Origin of the sequence: Chryseobacterium sp. 1B4, assembly GCF_036631475.1 — a bacterium.
GTDB lineage: Bacteria > Bacteroidota > Bacteroidia > Flavobacteriales > Weeksellaceae > Chryseobacterium.
Genome location: NZ_JAPNUF010000013.1, coordinates 134,232 through 148,767 on the forward strand (window position 1 = coordinate 134,232; position 14,536 = coordinate 148,767).

Annotated in this window: 8 protein-coding genes and 4 pseudogenes; 6 read left to right on the forward strand and 6 right to left on the reverse strand. The window is 37.7% G+C overall.

Features of this window, described 5'->3' with window-relative positions:
- Nucleotides 1-51: 51 nt before the first annotated feature.
- Nucleotides 52-2,274: a GEVED domain-containing protein gene (locus tag OWR28_RS26105; protein ID WP_332389125.1), complete on the forward strand. Its 2,223-nt coding sequence runs from the start codon at nt 52-54 to the stop codon at nt 2,272-2,274.
- Between the two features lie 173 nt (nt 2,275-2,447).
- On the opposite strand, the gene OWR28_RS26110 is transcribed toward OWR28_RS26105, so the two are convergent.
- Together OWR28_RS26110 and OWR28_RS26115 are read right to left on the reverse strand one after the other, a co-directional pair.
- Complete coding sequence (locus OWR28_RS26110) at nt 2,448-2,669, reverse strand: hypothetical protein (RefSeq protein WP_332389126.1); 222 nt, start codon at nt 2,667-2,669, stop codon at nt 2,448-2,450.
- Nucleotides 2,648-3,474 (reverse strand): annotated as a pseudogene (locus OWR28_RS26115) (ion transporter). The gene OWR28_RS26110 and the pseudogene OWR28_RS26115 overlap by 22 nt, the downstream one beginning before the upstream one ends.
- 250 nt (nt 3,475-3,724) lie before the next feature.
- On the opposite strand from OWR28_RS26115, the gene OWR28_RS26120 reads away from it, so the two are divergent.
- The 3 genes and pseudogenes from OWR28_RS26120 (at nt 3,725) to OWR28_RS26130 (ending at nt 6,578) form a co-directional block, all read left to right on the forward strand.
- Nucleotides 3,725-4,573, forward strand: a complete 849-nt coding sequence (locus OWR28_RS26120; RefSeq protein WP_332389127.1) for a phage tail-like protein — start codon at nt 3,725-3,727, stop codon at nt 4,571-4,573.
- A 129-nt stretch (nt 4,574-4,702) separates the two neighbouring features.
- Nucleotides 4,703-5,800: a Nif3-like dinuclear metal center hexameric protein gene (locus tag OWR28_RS26125; RefSeq protein WP_332389128.1), complete on the forward strand. Its 1,098-nt coding sequence runs from the start codon at nt 4,703-4,705 to the stop codon at nt 5,798-5,800.
- Nucleotides 5,801-5,802: 2 nt separating this feature from the next.
- Nucleotides 5,803-6,578 (forward strand): annotated as a pseudogene (locus OWR28_RS26130) (zinc ribbon domain-containing protein).
- Between the two features lie 248 nt (nt 6,579-6,826).
- Here the strand turns inward: OWR28_RS26130 and OWR28_RS26135 are convergent.
- A pseudogene (locus OWR28_RS26135) lies at nt 6,827-8,603 on the reverse strand (AMP-dependent synthetase/ligase).
- Nucleotides 8,604-8,955: 352 nt separating this feature from the next.
- Here OWR28_RS26135 and OWR28_RS26140 point away from each other — a divergent pair.
- Together OWR28_RS26140 and OWR28_RS26145 are read left to right on the forward strand one after the other, a co-directional pair.
- Nucleotides 8,956-10,095, forward strand: coding sequence for an acyl-CoA dehydrogenase (locus tag OWR28_RS26140; protein ID WP_332389129.1), 1,140 nt, complete (start codon nt 8,956-8,958; stop codon nt 10,093-10,095).
- 20 nt (nt 10,096-10,115) lie between these two features.
- Nucleotides 10,116-10,481 (forward strand): hypothetical protein, encoded by a 366-nt coding sequence (locus OWR28_RS26145; protein ID WP_002980711.1) that lies wholly within the window; start codon nt 10,116-10,118, stop codon nt 10,479-10,481.
- A 239-nt stretch (nt 10,482-10,720) separates the two neighbouring features.
- On the opposite strand, the gene OWR28_RS26150 is transcribed toward OWR28_RS26145, so the two are convergent.
- From OWR28_RS26150 to OWR28_RS26160, 3 genes and pseudogenes are all read right to left on the reverse strand, one after another.
- Entirely contained in the window at nt 10,721-11,665 is a 945-nt protein-coding gene (locus OWR28_RS26150) for a hypothetical protein (RefSeq protein WP_332389130.1), read from the reverse strand.
- Between the two features lie 406 nt (nt 11,666-12,071).
- Nucleotides 12,072-13,666: pseudogene (locus tag OWR28_RS26155) on the reverse strand (peptide chain release factor 3).
- 399 nt (nt 13,667-14,065) lie between these two features.
- Complete coding sequence (locus OWR28_RS26160; RefSeq protein ID WP_332389131.1) at nt 14,066-14,536, reverse strand: hypothetical protein; 471 nt, start codon at nt 14,534-14,536, stop codon at nt 14,066-14,068.

Genomic DNA, 14,536 nt, shown 5'->3' on the forward strand with positions numbered 1-14,536 from the left:
GCCCAAACTTACTGTATACCTCAGTTTGCCAGTGGCTGTGATGGAGGGGACATGATAGATTCTTTTAAAATTCCGGGTGCCGGATTTGATCATTCGAATACAGGATGCTCTACGGATGCATACGGGGATTACACTTCTATGACAATCAACCTGAATGCAGGTTTGAGTTATGATTTTAGCGTTAAACATAATTACAGTGATCAGAATGTACGCATCTGGATAGATTTTAATAATGACGGAACTTTTGATGATGCAGCTCCGGAGCTTGTAGCTTCTGCAAGCAGTACTTTTGTAGGTGGAAACAATATTACTTCGGGACTTATAGCGATTCCTTCCACCGTTACTCCCGGTACTTACAGAATGAGGGTAGGTGACCGTTATTCGAGTGATCCTATTCCTTGTAATATGGATGGATATGGAGAAGCCCATGATTATACAGTAGTAATTGGCGCGGTTCCAACCTGTTTTGCTCCTTCTGCCGTAACTGTTTCTGCCGTAACGGCGAATTCAGCCCAGATTGGATGGACAGCTCCGTCTTCTGCTCCGGGCATTGGTTATGAATATTACTATTCAACTTCCAGTACCTATCCTCCTGCTACTACCGTAGCTTCCGGAACAAGCACCGGACTGACTGCCAATCTGCCTTCACTTGCACCGGCAACTACTTATTATGTATGGGTACGTTCTGTATGTACTGCTACAGATAAAAGTACGTGGTCTCAAATGGCTACATTTATGACATCCTGCGTTGCAGTAGGAGTACCATATACCCTGAATTTCGAAAGTATAACTCCTCCTGACCTGCCGAACTGTACCTCAGTGGTTAATGACGGCTCAGGAAACATGTGGGAAACAGATGACCTGGATGCACAAGGATTTACAGGAAATGTACTTAAGTATTCTTATGACTATGCCAATAGTGCTGATACATGGTTCTTCACGAATGGAATTAACCTTACCGCTGGAGTTACCTACAGGATAAAATATAAATATGCAAATGCAGAAGGAGTTGTGTACGCTGAAAAGTTAAAAGTAGCTTACGGCACTTCCGCTACAGGTGCAGGAATGACCAATACATTGGCAGATTACCCGAATATTGTCACCAGTGCGGCAACAAGTGCTTTTGTAAATTTCACACCAGCTTCTACAGGAGTCTATTATTTTGGGTTCCAGGCCTATTCTGATGCTAATATGAATAAATTATATGTGGATGATATCAATATAGATGTGGCACCGGCTTGTAGTGAACCTAGCGCATTAGTCATTTCCAATCTTAGTGCAGCTGGAGCTACAGTTTCCTGGACAGGAGCAACTCCCGTCCCTGCGAACGGATATGATATCTATTACAGTACAACCAATACAGCACCTACATCAACAAGTACACCTAATTTCACAGGAATTACTGCGACTACCTATAATATTCCTAGCTTAACAGCTTCTACTGCTTATTATGTATGGGTAAGATCCGCATGCAGTGCCACCAGTAAAAGTGTATGGAGTGAGTCGGCTTCATTTACAACATTATGTTCAAGCTCCGGCCTTCCTTATACTGTAGATTTTGAAAATGTTACTGTTCCGGCGCTTCCGGGCTGTACAACGAATGTTAATGCGGGAACAGGAAATAATTGGGAAACGTCAGATCCACCTTCTGACAGCCAGGGATTCACGACTAATGTATTGAAATATCATTATAACTCTTCCAGCGCTGCCAATACCTGGTTCTTTACACAAGGACTGAATTTAACAGCAGGAGTACAGTATACCATCAGCTATAAGTATGGTAATAACTCATCAACCTATGTTGAAAAATTGAAAGTAGCCTATGGAACTTCACCGGATGCAGCAGCGATGACAGGTTCTGTAGCAGATTATCCTTCAATCAATGATGGAGTTGCCCATACGGAGTCTGTGACATTTACAGTTCCTGTAACAGGCGTGTATTTCTTTGGATTTAATGCCTATTCAGATTCTGACCAGTATTATCTGTATATTGATGATATTAGTATTAACAATGCGAACCTTGCAACATCTGAAGTTGCTGTGGCAAAAAATACAATCCAGGTTTATCCTAATCCGTTTACAGATGTTTTGAATATCTCTGACAGTAAGAATGTAAAAAATATATCGGTAACAGATGCTGCAGGAAGATTGGTGAAAACTATGACAAACCCTGAATCTGCGATCCATTTAAAAGATTTAATGCAAGGTGTCTATTGGGTAACTCTTGAAATGAAGGACGGGACCAAGCAGACCATTAAAGCAATTAAAAAGTAACTAATCATTTAAATAAAAAGAGAATGACGGGTCAATGTGACCCGTCATTTTTATTGGTAAATGATTTATTTAGATGTTAATTGATCAAAAAAGATGAGTGAAATTATTTCGCTCATCTTTTTTATTTTATCATGATGATCATCTATTATGAATTATTTATTACCCATTACTTGTCATTTGTTGGGCACCGGCTGTATATCTCCCTTATTCATAAGATCAAAAACAGTAGGGAAGAACATTACTAAGATAAAGTAAATGATGATCATCAGCACTACCAGTGCAAAAAGAATAATCACTAGGCTATTGGGTCTGTTTTTCTTTTTCGGTTCCATGATTTCGTGGTATTTGGTGAATATTTTACTTATATCAAATATTAAGCTAATTTCTTGCCACATTTCTTGCAATACCTTGCGTCATCATCAATGTCATCATTGCCACACCGTTCACATACCATTTCCAGGTTCTGTCTTTTGTTTCTCATTTCCGCTGTTACAATACCGGTAGGAACTGCGATAATGGAATAACCGGCAAGCATCAGAACAACTGCAAAAAACTTTCCTAAAGGCGTAATAGGAGACACATCACCATATCCTACGGTGGTTACCGTAACCACTGCCCAGTAGATGGATTGCGGTATCGTTTCAAAGCCTTCTCTTCCGCCTTCCACCATAAACATAAGCGAACCCACAATAACGGAGAAAATGATCAGAAACAGAAGGAATATGTAAATTTTTCTCGAACTGTTCTTTAAAGCCCTTACAATTAAGTAACCGTCATTCATAAAATCCAGCAAATTGAAAATCCTGAATATCCTCAGCATTCTCAGCATTCTGAAGATCAGGAAATATTTGGTGACAGGGAAGAAAAAGCTGAGGTAAAAAGGTACAAGGGCAAGGAAGTCTATAATTCCGAAAAAACTGAATATATAATTACGTTTATTTTTTACTACAGCAATCCGCATAGAATATTCAACAGTAAAAAAATCGAGATTACCCATTCAAGGATCAGAAAGGTATAATGGAATCTTTTATCAAGCTTAGGCACGCTTTCCATCATAATAATGGCAGTACTTACAAGAATTAAAGATAATAATATGATGTCGAAGAGTTTTCCAAGCTTTGTATCGGAGCGATAAATTATCCTGTAAAGGTATCTTTTCCAAAGTTTATCCTCAGGAACAAGATTATGTTCTCTTTCCATTTCTATAGGGTTATTTCACAGCGAAGTTAATAATTTCTGCAAAGTATAGGGTAAATATATGATTGTTAAAAGAATCCTGCAAATGTTAATGAATTTTCTGTCATTAAAAAGTGAATTATTTATACTTAATTACATGTTTTTCAATGTGTTATATTTAGTAAAATACGAATAAAATATGACATATAAAAATGTTTTTTTTAACATTTTTATATGTCAAGTTTGTAATTTTATTCTACAAAAGCTTTATATCATGAGAAAAATTTTAACCTTGTTTATGCTGTTTTTGATAAGCAGTTTTATGTATGGTCAGGTTGGGATTAATACTACCGCGCCGAATGGTGCTTCAGTACTGGATATAGTTTCCAACCAGAAAGGAATTCTTATTCCTCGTCTTACCGATACCGACCGGGATACTTACCTGGCTGATAATAATGCTTCCACAGTACCTCCTGCAGGTGTTGTAAATGCTAACCTTACTGCAGGAACCCTTATTTTTAATACGACAACGAATAACTTCCAGTATTGGGATGGTACCCTCTGGAGACAGCTTTTTGTTCCCACATCTTCTCAGGCTGGTAACGACGGTGTCGTTAAAATAAATTCTGGAAACGCAAATGTAAAACCCTCATTCAGTTTAAGTGCAGCAGGAAGCGGCTATGGCCCGAGACAACAGGTGCTTTATGCCACACCGCTGGTCTTTGCGCCAAGCCCTACTACAAGCTGGCCGGAAACAACGGTTCCATTTCCGGGAGTTACAAGTAATATTTATGTCTCGGCTACCGGTAAATGGAGGGAAAATGAAATTTACGGGCAAGTACATATCTGGCGAGCCATTGCTACAATTACTCCAGGGTCCAATTCATCAGGATCAATAAAAGCTACTTTTAAAAATCCTGATTCCGGTTTTGAAATTAACTCTATCCAGCTGGTTCCAAGCGGTTCTAGTGGAACAGGTAACATTCTTACCTTTTATTTCTATACCATTGCAGACCCTGCGAGTCTTGATCCGGGCAGAGGCTACCAGCTTTTTATGGAGTCTGATATAAACTGCGGTGTAGTAATAGAATCCTTTACCAGAGTATCGCTTTTCAAAGATTAACAGCCTTTTTTATTCTTTTAATATCAAAATGAAACCGGCCGATGAAAGCCGGTTTTTTTATTGCTGCAGAAAATTTTCCGGATTTTTAGTAAAATTAATATCTTCGCTGCAACCGTAAAATATAAAGTAATGAAACTAAAAACTGTAATTGCAAAGATAGAAGAGGAAATAAGGATCAGACAGGCAGAAGATTTTGATAATGTAGGATTGCTGTGTGGTGTTTATGACCGCGATGTATCCGGAATTCTGGTATGCCATGATGCACTGGAGAATGTGGTAGATGAGGCGGTTGCAAGAAACTGTAATCTGATTGTATGTTTTCATCCTATTATATTTTCCGGATTAAAATCCTTAACAGGAAAAAACTATGTGGAAAGAGCTGTTTTAAAGGCTATTGAAAATAAAGTGGCGATTTATGCCGTTCATACCGCATTTGATAATGATTTCTTTGGGGTAAACCATGGAATCTGCAGCCAGCTGGGACTGAAGAATGTGAAAATCCTTCAGCCAAAAGAAAATAATTTAAAACAATTAACGGTCTTTGTACCCAAAGAATATTCAGGAAAAGTAAAAGAAGCCATGTTCTCAGCCGGTGCAGGCAATATCGGGTTTTATGACGAATGCAGTTTTACAGTGAACGGTAACGGGACATTCAGACCGGTGGAAGGATCAGATCCGTTTTCCGGACAGCAGGGAATTCGTGAAAATGCGGATGAAGACATGATCTCTGTAATTTTTGAAAGCTTTAAACAGGGCCAGATTGTAGGAGCGATGAAAGCGGCGCACCCTTACGAGGAAGTGGCTCACCAGATATACAGTCTGGACAATAAAAATCATTATGCCGGACTGGGAATGTACGGAGACTTGGAAGAAGAAATGGATGAAAAAGATTTCCTTGGATTTGTGAAAGAAAAGTTTGGCCTTGAAGTCATAAAACATTCGGCTTTCAATAATAAAAAAATCAAAAGAGTAGGGGTTCTGGGTGGCTCGGGAGCCAGTGGAATACGATCTGCAGCCGCCAAAAAATGTGATGCTTACCTTACCGGAGATCTTAAATACCATGACTATTTTCTGGCAGAGTCTAAAATGCTGATCTGTGATATAGGACATTATGAATCTGAACAATTTGTTACTCAACAATTATTTGAAATTTTATCACAAAAATTTAGTACATTTGCAATTTCAAAATCTATTGAAAAAACAAACCCAGTAAATTATTTCATTTAAATATGGCAAAAACCAACGATATTTCAGTTGAAGAAAAATTAAGAGCTTTATACGATTTACAGATCATTGATTCAAGATTGGATGAAATCCGAAATACTAGAGGAGAATTGCCAATTGAAGTTGAAGATCTTGAAATCGAGATTGAAGGTCTTGAAAAAAGAGCTGAAAAATTTCATGCAGATATCAAAGATCAGGAAGATCAGATCAAAACAAAGCATGAAGTGATTAACCATGCTAAAACTTTAATTGAGAAATACAAATCTCAGCAGGATAATGTAAGAAACAATAAAGAGTTTGAAGCATTAGGGAAGGAAATAGAATTCCAGGATCTGGAAATTCAGCTTGCTGAAAAAAGAATTAAAGAATTCGGAGCTAAAATTGCTCACAAAAACGAAACTTTAAGCGAACTGAATGCTAAGATCGACGATTTGAAAAGCCACTTGAAATTCAAAAAGAAGAATTGGATGGCCTGATCTCTGAAACACAGAAAGAAGAAGAATATCTTCTGGAGCAGTCTAAAGAATTCGCAGCTAAAATCGATGAGAGATTACTGGCTTCTTACAACAGAATCAGAACAAACTCTATCAACGGTCTTGCTGTAGTAGGATTGGAAAGAGGAGCTCCAAAAGGATCTTTCTTCACGATTCCTCCTCAAAAGCAGATGGAAATTGCTCAGAGAAAGAAAATCATCATTGATGAGCACTCCGGGAAAATCCTTGTTGATGACGAGTTGGTAATGGAAGAAAACGAAAAAATGAAATCTGTAATTAAATTTTAGTTATTGATTTTATAACATACAAAAGCTGTTTCAGAAATGAAACAGCTTTTTTTATCTGAATGAATTGATCTAAACATAGCATGGATTCCTGCGAATGACAGTGATAGTGTTGTAATTGATTAAAAAACTGAATGATGGGAGTCAGTAGGAACGGGCTTTAGCCCGTTTAATCAAAAATAAGATATTCTCCATTGGCTTCAGCCAAAACCTATAAAAAAACCGCTTCAAAATGAAGCGGTTGATGATTTTTAATCATGATGATCATACATCTTATTGTACAAAGCAATAAACTTCTCTTTTACTGCTTTTCTTTTCAGTTTTAACGTTGGAGTAAGCAGTCCGCTTTCAATGCTCCATACTTCAGGGGTAAGCTCAATTTTTTTGATTTTCTCCCAGTTTCCAAGGTGTTCATTGATGCCTTCTATTTCTTTTTCAATTCTTTGCTTCAGTTCAGGACTTTTCGCAATCTCTTCCGGTGTAGAGCCGATATTCAGGTTGTTTCTCATGGCCCAGCTTTTTGCAAATTCGAAATCAGGCTGTACCAAAGCACATGGCATTTTTTCACCATCACCTACTACCATAATCTGCTCAATGAATTTAGAAGCTTTTGCTAAATTTTCAATAGTCTGGGGAGCAATATATTTTCCGCCTGAAGTCTTGAACATTTCTTTCTTACGGTCGGTAATCTGTAAAAATCCGTCACTGTCTATATGTCCGATATCGCCGGTTTTGAAGTATCCATCCTCTGTGAAGGCTTCTCTGGTCATTTCTTCATTCTGGAAATATCCTTTGAATACAGATGGGCCTTTAACGGTAATTTCCCCGTCTTCCTGTATTTTTACCTTTAAATTATCCAATGGAATCCCTACGGTTCCCACCTTCATCTTTTCAAAGCTGTTTACAGAAATTACCGGAGAAGTTTCTGTTAAACCATACCCCTCCAGAATAGGAATTCCTGCATTCTGGAACATTAAATTGAGTCTTGTGGACAATGCTGCGGATCCTGAAACCAAAGTCACAATTTCACCGCCTAAACCTTCTCTCCATTTGGAAAATACAAGTTTATCGGCTATAATTTCCTGAAGTCCGGATGGTTTTGAAATGGTTTTCTTTTACTGATTAGGTTCAGTGCCCAGAAGAAGATTTTTGATTTCAGTCCTCCGGCAGAAGATCCTGTATTGTAAATTTTATCATATACTTTTTCTACCAGTCTTGGTACTACAGTCATGTAATGCGGCTTAACTTCTTTTACGTTTTCACCCATTTTTTCAATGCTTTCCGCGAAATAAAGGGAAAAACCGTTGTACTGATAAAGATAGAACAGCATTCTTTCAAAAATATGACAGATAGGAAGGAAGCTTAGTGCCCTGGCTTCTTTGTAATCAAAACTTCTCTTTTGGGAATCCTCGGAATGGCTCCCAGGATGTTTGAAACAATATTATTATGGGTAAGCATTACCCCTTTAGGTCTTCCTGTAGTTCCGGAAGTATAGATGATGGTTGCAAGATCTTCCGTATTGATCGCATTGGAAAGATCATCCACTTCAATTTGTGTAGATTCATCCTTACCCAGATCCAGAATCTCTCTCCAGTTGGCCGCGCCACTGATGTTATCAAAAGTAAAAATTCCCTGTAAGCTCGGGATGTTGTGTTTTACTTTCATGACCTTATTCAACAGCTCCTTATCAGAAACAAAACAGTACTGAATTTCTGCATTATTAAAGATGAATTCATAATCCTCCGGAGAAATACTCGGATAAACCGGTACTGAAACAACCCCGATCTGAGAGAGCCCGAAATCCATAATTGCCCATTCTGTGCGGGAATTTGTAGTAATCAAAGCGATCTTGTCACCAGGCTTTATGCCCAGCTTCAGTAACCCTCTGGATATCTTATTTCCCTCATTAATAAACTCCTGCGTAGAAGTTTTTTTCCATTCACCATGATACTTCGTTACAAACATATCCGTTTTAGGATATTTTTCTAAGGCATAGTGCGGAATATCGAATAATCTCTTGATCGTCATGATTTTTTACATAATTTATAAAGAAATTTAAATATAAGCATTTTTTTTAATTGAAAACATCTGAAGCCAATAATTAGAAATTAGTTAAATGCTTACCATAATAATTTTCATCAAAAACAGCTCTGGTAGGCTCAATGGGAGGTTTATCCTTTCGATTGGTCTTTTATATAACTCCACAATTCCTGTGATATTTCAGTTTCAATCTGAGATCTTATTTTTTGAATCCCGAAACAGGTAGCTCAGATCCTTAAACCTCTCAAAAATTGGTTTTTCTGTGCCTTTTTCCTGCTTTTAATTTATTTTTTCAGATTTGCTTAAAAAGTGTAAATTTACGGCTATCTAATTATTTTTTATGGACTTTAATTTATCGGAAGAACAGCTGATGATTCAGCAGGCAGCAAGAGACTTTGCACAGAACGAACTTTTACCTGGAGTGATTGAAAGAGACCGTGACCAGAAATTCCCTGCAGAACAGGTGAAGAAAATGGGAGAAATGGGGCTTTTAGGAATGATGGTAGATCCAAAATACGGAGGTGCGGGTATGGACAGCGTTTCTTACGTGCTTGCCATGGAGGAAATTGCAAAAGTGGATGCTTCTGCAGCTGTTGTAATGTCTGTAAACAATTCATTGGTTTGTGCCGGTCTTGAAAAATTTGCTTCTGAAGAGCAAAAAGTAAAATATCTTACTCCACTGGCGAGCGGGCGGGTAATCGGAGCCTTTGCATTATCTGAGCCGGAAGCAGGTTCTGATGCAACTTCTCAGAAAACAACTGCTGAAGACAAAGGAGATTACTATCTTTTAAATGGTATCAAAAACTGGATCACAAACGGTGGTACAGCTACCTATTATATTGTCATTGCACAGACAGATCCTGAGAAAAAGCATAAAGGAATCAATGCTTTCATCGTAGAAAGAGGGTGGGAAGGTTTTGAAATCGGACCAAAAGAAGACAAATTAGGAATCAGAGGAAGTGATACACATTCTTTGATCTTTAATAACGTAAAAGTTCCAAAAGAGAACAGAATCGGTGAAGACGGATTCGGGTTCAACTTTGCAATGGCTGTACTGAACGGAGGAAGAATCGGTATTGCTTCCCAGGCTTTGGGTATTGCTTCAGGAGCTTACGAACTGGCACTGAAATATGCTAAAACAAGAAAAGCCTTCAAAACTGAGATCATCAACCACCAGGCTATCGCGTTCAAACTGGCAGATATGGCTACTCAGATCACTGCAGCAAGAATGTTATGCTTCAAGGCAGCTTGTGAAAAAGATGCGGGAAAAGATATTTCTGAAAGCGGAGCTATGGCAAAACTATACGCTTCTCAGGTAGCAATGGATACTACTATTGAAGCAGTACAGATCCACGGTGGATACGGATACGTGAAAGAATATCACGTAGAAAGATTAATGAGAGATGCAAAAATCACTCAGATCTATGAAGGAACTTCTGAAATCCAGAAAATTGTGATCTCAAGAAGCATCGCAAAATAACATTTTATAAACACACTACTATGAAAAAATCTTTGTGGATCACCCTCGGTGTTGTACTGCTGTTACTGGGAGTATTTGTATGGTATAAGTATTATTTCGTTTTCGGGGAAGGAGTAAAATCCGGATACCTGAATTATGCCATGAAAAAAGGCTATATCTTTAAAACCTATGAAGGAAAACTGATTCAGGAAGGTTTTGGAAGGGGAAAAACAGGAACCATTACAAGCTATGAGTTTGAGTTTTCTGTAGATGATCCTGAAGTTTTCAAACAACTGGAAACCAATAGCGGTAAAACCTTTGATCTGCATTATAAAGAGTACAACGGGGCTCTTCCGTGGAGAGGAAATACAAAATTTATCGTTGATAAAGTAGTGAATATGAAATAAAACAAATAAGGCTCTCATATTGAGAGCCTTACTTTTACACCAAATCACAAAATATTAATATATGAAATTAAAATTTCCGTTTTATTGAGAACTTCGTCTGTATCGAAGATTCATTCACTTTGATTATACTTAAAGTTAGTAGTAATTTTTCTAATAAACAATACTTCCGTTGAATATTTGATAAAATTAACCATAAGAATCGAACATCAGTTCCAAATCTCATTAAAAAAATTAAAAATCTAATGAGAGCCATTGCCAGCGGTGTTTTTATTCTTCTTTTTATAAAAATAATATCCAATACCGGCAATAAGAAATAAAGGCCATAACGGCAGGATAAACAGGAATATGGAAGTAATAACATTCCACCCTGATTCAATGGCAGCTAATGATTTTCCACCAAAAGTTTCCGGTTCTTTTGCTGCTTTGGACTGATCACTGATCCTGACATTGATCGTACAGATGGTATTATCTGCATACTGGCTTCCCGAAACCTGGATATCTTTTGTGTCAATATCCCCGATATTGTTGCTGATAGCATTCATTAAACCGTCGAAGTGGCGGATAGGAACTTTAATATCAAGGCTGTAAATTTTCTGATCTTCTCCGTGCGGGTTGGCAGATTCTTCATAAGAAAGATTTTCATTTTTGATGTAAGCATTGTTTCTATAGGCTTCTTCCCTGATGATTTCCTTTACCGTTTCTGCATTTTCTGCTTTTATGGCAAGATACCCTGATTTTACCATCTTATCTTTCGGTATATTCAGTTCATAGCTGTCATTTTTTGGCTTTTCTTTGTAAATGATTTTGGTTTCTTTAATAACCTTCGGAGCAGGGGCTTTTACAGCAATTTTTTCAGATTTCTTTTCTGCAGAATCTGGTTTTCCGACTTTTGATTCCAGTTTTGCAGAAGCTATTTTCTCAGATAACGAATCTACCATTTTGGAAGTGTTTTCTATTTTTTGCCGGATGTCATTTCTGGTATTTTCAAAATCTTTTATTTTGATACTGGCAGAATCGAGAGCCTTATCTGCTGTTTTGCTGACATTGTCAACAGTTTCCGTAGCCACCGCCGCAGCGCTGTCAGCTGTGTGGATTGCTTCAGTGATCTTATCCTGAGCAGCTTCTCCTTTTTTACACATAATGAAAGTGCCTGATACAGCAACGAGTAATATGAACTTTTTCATAAGATTAATTTTTTGATGAAGTAAAATTAGAAGTGAAGTTCTTGTAACAGTTGTAAATAGGCTGTATTCCGCTGGTAAAATTATAACTGTTATATTTTCAGTGTTTTGTATTTGTTTTACAAAAGATTTACAAAATATTTTTCTGTGTTTTAGGAGTGTAACAACAGGATTTATATTCTCTAAAGAATTATTTAATCGCAAAGCTTTATTGTTCATGGATTAGATTCCTATGGAATGACATACAGAATGCTGACTTTTGTCCATACTTTGTCATTCCGCATGAATCCGGGTATATTAAAAATCACATCCTTTATCAAAATGATTCTACAGTAAGAAAAAATCCGCAGAAATTCTCTGCGGATCTATATTGAAACAATTTCGCCTTTTTGCGATTTTACCTTTTGCCTTATTTAATATCTCTAAACTCACTGATGAAGTGCAGTTTCACATTCGGGAACTTCTCCTGTGTCATGTGAATGGTGAAAGAAGAGTCAGCAAGGAATACCAGTTGATTGTATTTGTCTCTTGCCAGGAATCTCTGCTTTAATCTTGCGAATTCCTTGAACTCTTCAGACTTTTCATCAGCTTCTACCCAGCATGCTTTATGCATGGATAATGGTTCATAAGTACATTTGGCACCATATTCATGTTCAAGACGGTACTGAATAACCTCGTACTGAAGGGCTCCCACTGTTCCGATGATCTTTCTTCCGTTCATTTCAAGGGTAAACAGCTGTGCAACTCCCTCGTCCATCAGCTGATCAATACCTTTTGCCAACTGCTTGGCTTTTAACGGATCATTGTTGTTGATATAACGGAAATGTTCAGGAGAGAAGCTTGGAATACCTTTGAAGTTTAATTTTTCTCCACCCGTCAGTGTATCTCCGATTCTGAAACTTCCCGTATCATGTAAACCAACAATATCACCAGGAAACTTTCTTCCACCACTTCTTTTTTATCTGCAAAGAATGCGTTAGGGAGGAGAATTTCATTTTTTTACCTTCTCTTACCAGTAAATAGTTTTCATTTCTTTTAAAAGTACCGGAAACGATCTTTACAAAAGCAAGTCTGTCTCTGTGCTTAGGGTCCATGTTCGCATGGATTTTGAAAACGAACCCTGTGAAAGTGTTTTCTTCCGGTTTTACCAGACGGGTATCACTTTCTTTTGGCTGTGGCATCGGAGCAATATCAATGAAAGCATCCAATAATTCACGGACACCAAAGTTATTCAAAGCCGAACCGAAAAATACAGGCTGAAGATCACCTCTCATATAATCATCGCGATTGAATTCGGGATATACAGACTGGATCAGGTCCAGCTCTTCTCTTAAAGTGTTAGCCGCTTTTTCACCGATAACCTCGTCAATAGAAGTATCGTTGATATCATCAAACTTAATGGAATCACCAACCTTCTGTTTTTCTCTTCCAGGAATAACTGAATATTGTTTTCCCAGATGTTATAAATTCCCTGGAAATCACTTCCCATACCGATGGGAAGAGAAAGCGGACAAACTGTTAATCCTAATTTCTGTTCTACTTCATCCAGAAGATCGAAGGCATCTTTACCCTCACGGTCAAGTTTATTAATGAAAACAAGCATCGGAATGTTTCTCATTCTGCAAACCTGTACCAGTTTTTCGGTCTGTTCCTCAACCCCTTTTGCAACGTCAATAACAACGATCACGGAATCTACAGCAGTTAATGTTCTGTAGGTATCCTCAGCAAAATCTTTGTGACCCGGAGTATCAAGAATGTTGATTTTATGGTCTCTGTATTCAAAAGCCAATACGGAAGTTGCTACGGAGATCCCTCTCTGTCTTTCGATTTCCATAAAGTCGGAGGTGGCTCCTTTTTTTATTTTGTTGGATTTTACCGCACCCGCTTCCTGAATAGCACCCCGAAAAGAAGTAACTTTTCTGTAAGGGTTGTTTTTCCGGCATCCGGGTGGGAAATGATCCCGAAGGTTTTTCTTTTTTGTATTTCTTTGATTAAGTCTGACATATCGTATTTTGAAGTTGCAAAAATCGTGATTTTTTACGAGGTTTTCAAATTTAAATGAAGACAATATTCATAACGCAGAAGAATAGAAGGATAACCGCATTTGAGAATGAAAGATATGGCTATAAGCTCATCAGTAATTGGCTTTGCGTCAACGCTACTTATCAGGCAAACATTTTGATCAGCAATATAAAGACATAAACCAATCCGGCAGCAATCAGTATAAAAACTGCAGACATGATGTATTCAAATATTCCAAATTCTGTTTTTTGCGGTTCTGAGCTAAGGTTGTACTGATCAATTGTTTGTTGGCTTATTCTCAGATCCGGACGAAAGTGTTGAATACCTTTAAGAAAATGACGGTAAAGCTGATATTGGTTGCGTAGAATTACTAAATTAAAATTAAAATCTACCGTTGAAGGCATAATTTCCAGCTTTATTTTTTAAGTAGACCTGCAATGTCGTTTTGCCGTATTTTACGGTCTGGGTGTTGAAAACGTGTACATCGGTGGATGAGTGCTGAGCTGGCTGAAGTTCATGATATAATATAGTCTCAATAATTATATTACGGTGGTTGTAGAATGTTACTCCTTTTTCATCCACAATGGCTTTTCGGATCTTTTGTTTTTTTCTGTAAGTTAAAGCCACGATCAAAGCGATGCAGCAGAACATAAGTAGAAGCAGGGCAATGAGAATCGTGACAGACATACCAAGGTCATTTTCTATGTGTGGTCTGAAATTATTATAAATAAGATTAAAAACAACCCCGATTACCACCATAATCAGAATGACAGCGATCCAGAGAATTCCCATGAGAAAAGAAGTAATGGGTATATTGATTTTGGATTCTATGGCCTGAAATTTTTCAATCAT

Bases quoted from the DNA above. Each gene is read 5' to 3' on its own strand.
- OWR28_RS26105 (WP_332389125.1), top strand. From the start codon at position 52: ATGATAGATTCTTTTAAAATTCCGGGTGCCGGATTTGATCATTCGAAT.
- OWR28_RS26160 (WP_332389131.1), bottom strand. From the start codon at position 14,536: ATGATTGAAAAATTTCAGGCCATAGAATCCAAAATCAATATACCCATT.
- OWR28_RS26125 (WP_332389128.1), top strand. From the start codon at position 4,703: ATGAAACTAAAAACTGTAATTGCAAAGATAGAAGAGGAAATAAGGATC.
- OWR28_RS26110 (WP_332389126.1), bottom strand. From the start codon at position 2,669: ATGTGGCAAGAAATTAGCTTAATATTTGATATAAGTAAAATATTCACC.
- OWR28_RS26150 (WP_332389130.1), bottom strand. From the start codon at position 11,665: ATGAAAAAGTTCATATTACTCGTTGCTGTATCAGGCACTTTCATTATG.
- OWR28_RS26120 (WP_332389127.1), top strand. From the start codon at position 3,725: ATGAGAAAAATTTTAACCTTGTTTATGCTGTTTTTGATAAGCAGTTTT.
- OWR28_RS26145 (WP_002980711.1), top strand. From the start codon at position 10,116: ATGAAAAAATCTTTGTGGATCACCCTCGGTGTTGTACTGCTGTTACTG.
- OWR28_RS26140 (WP_332389129.1), top strand. From the start codon at position 8,956: ATGGACTTTAATTTATCGGAAGAACAGCTGATGATTCAGCAGGCAGCA.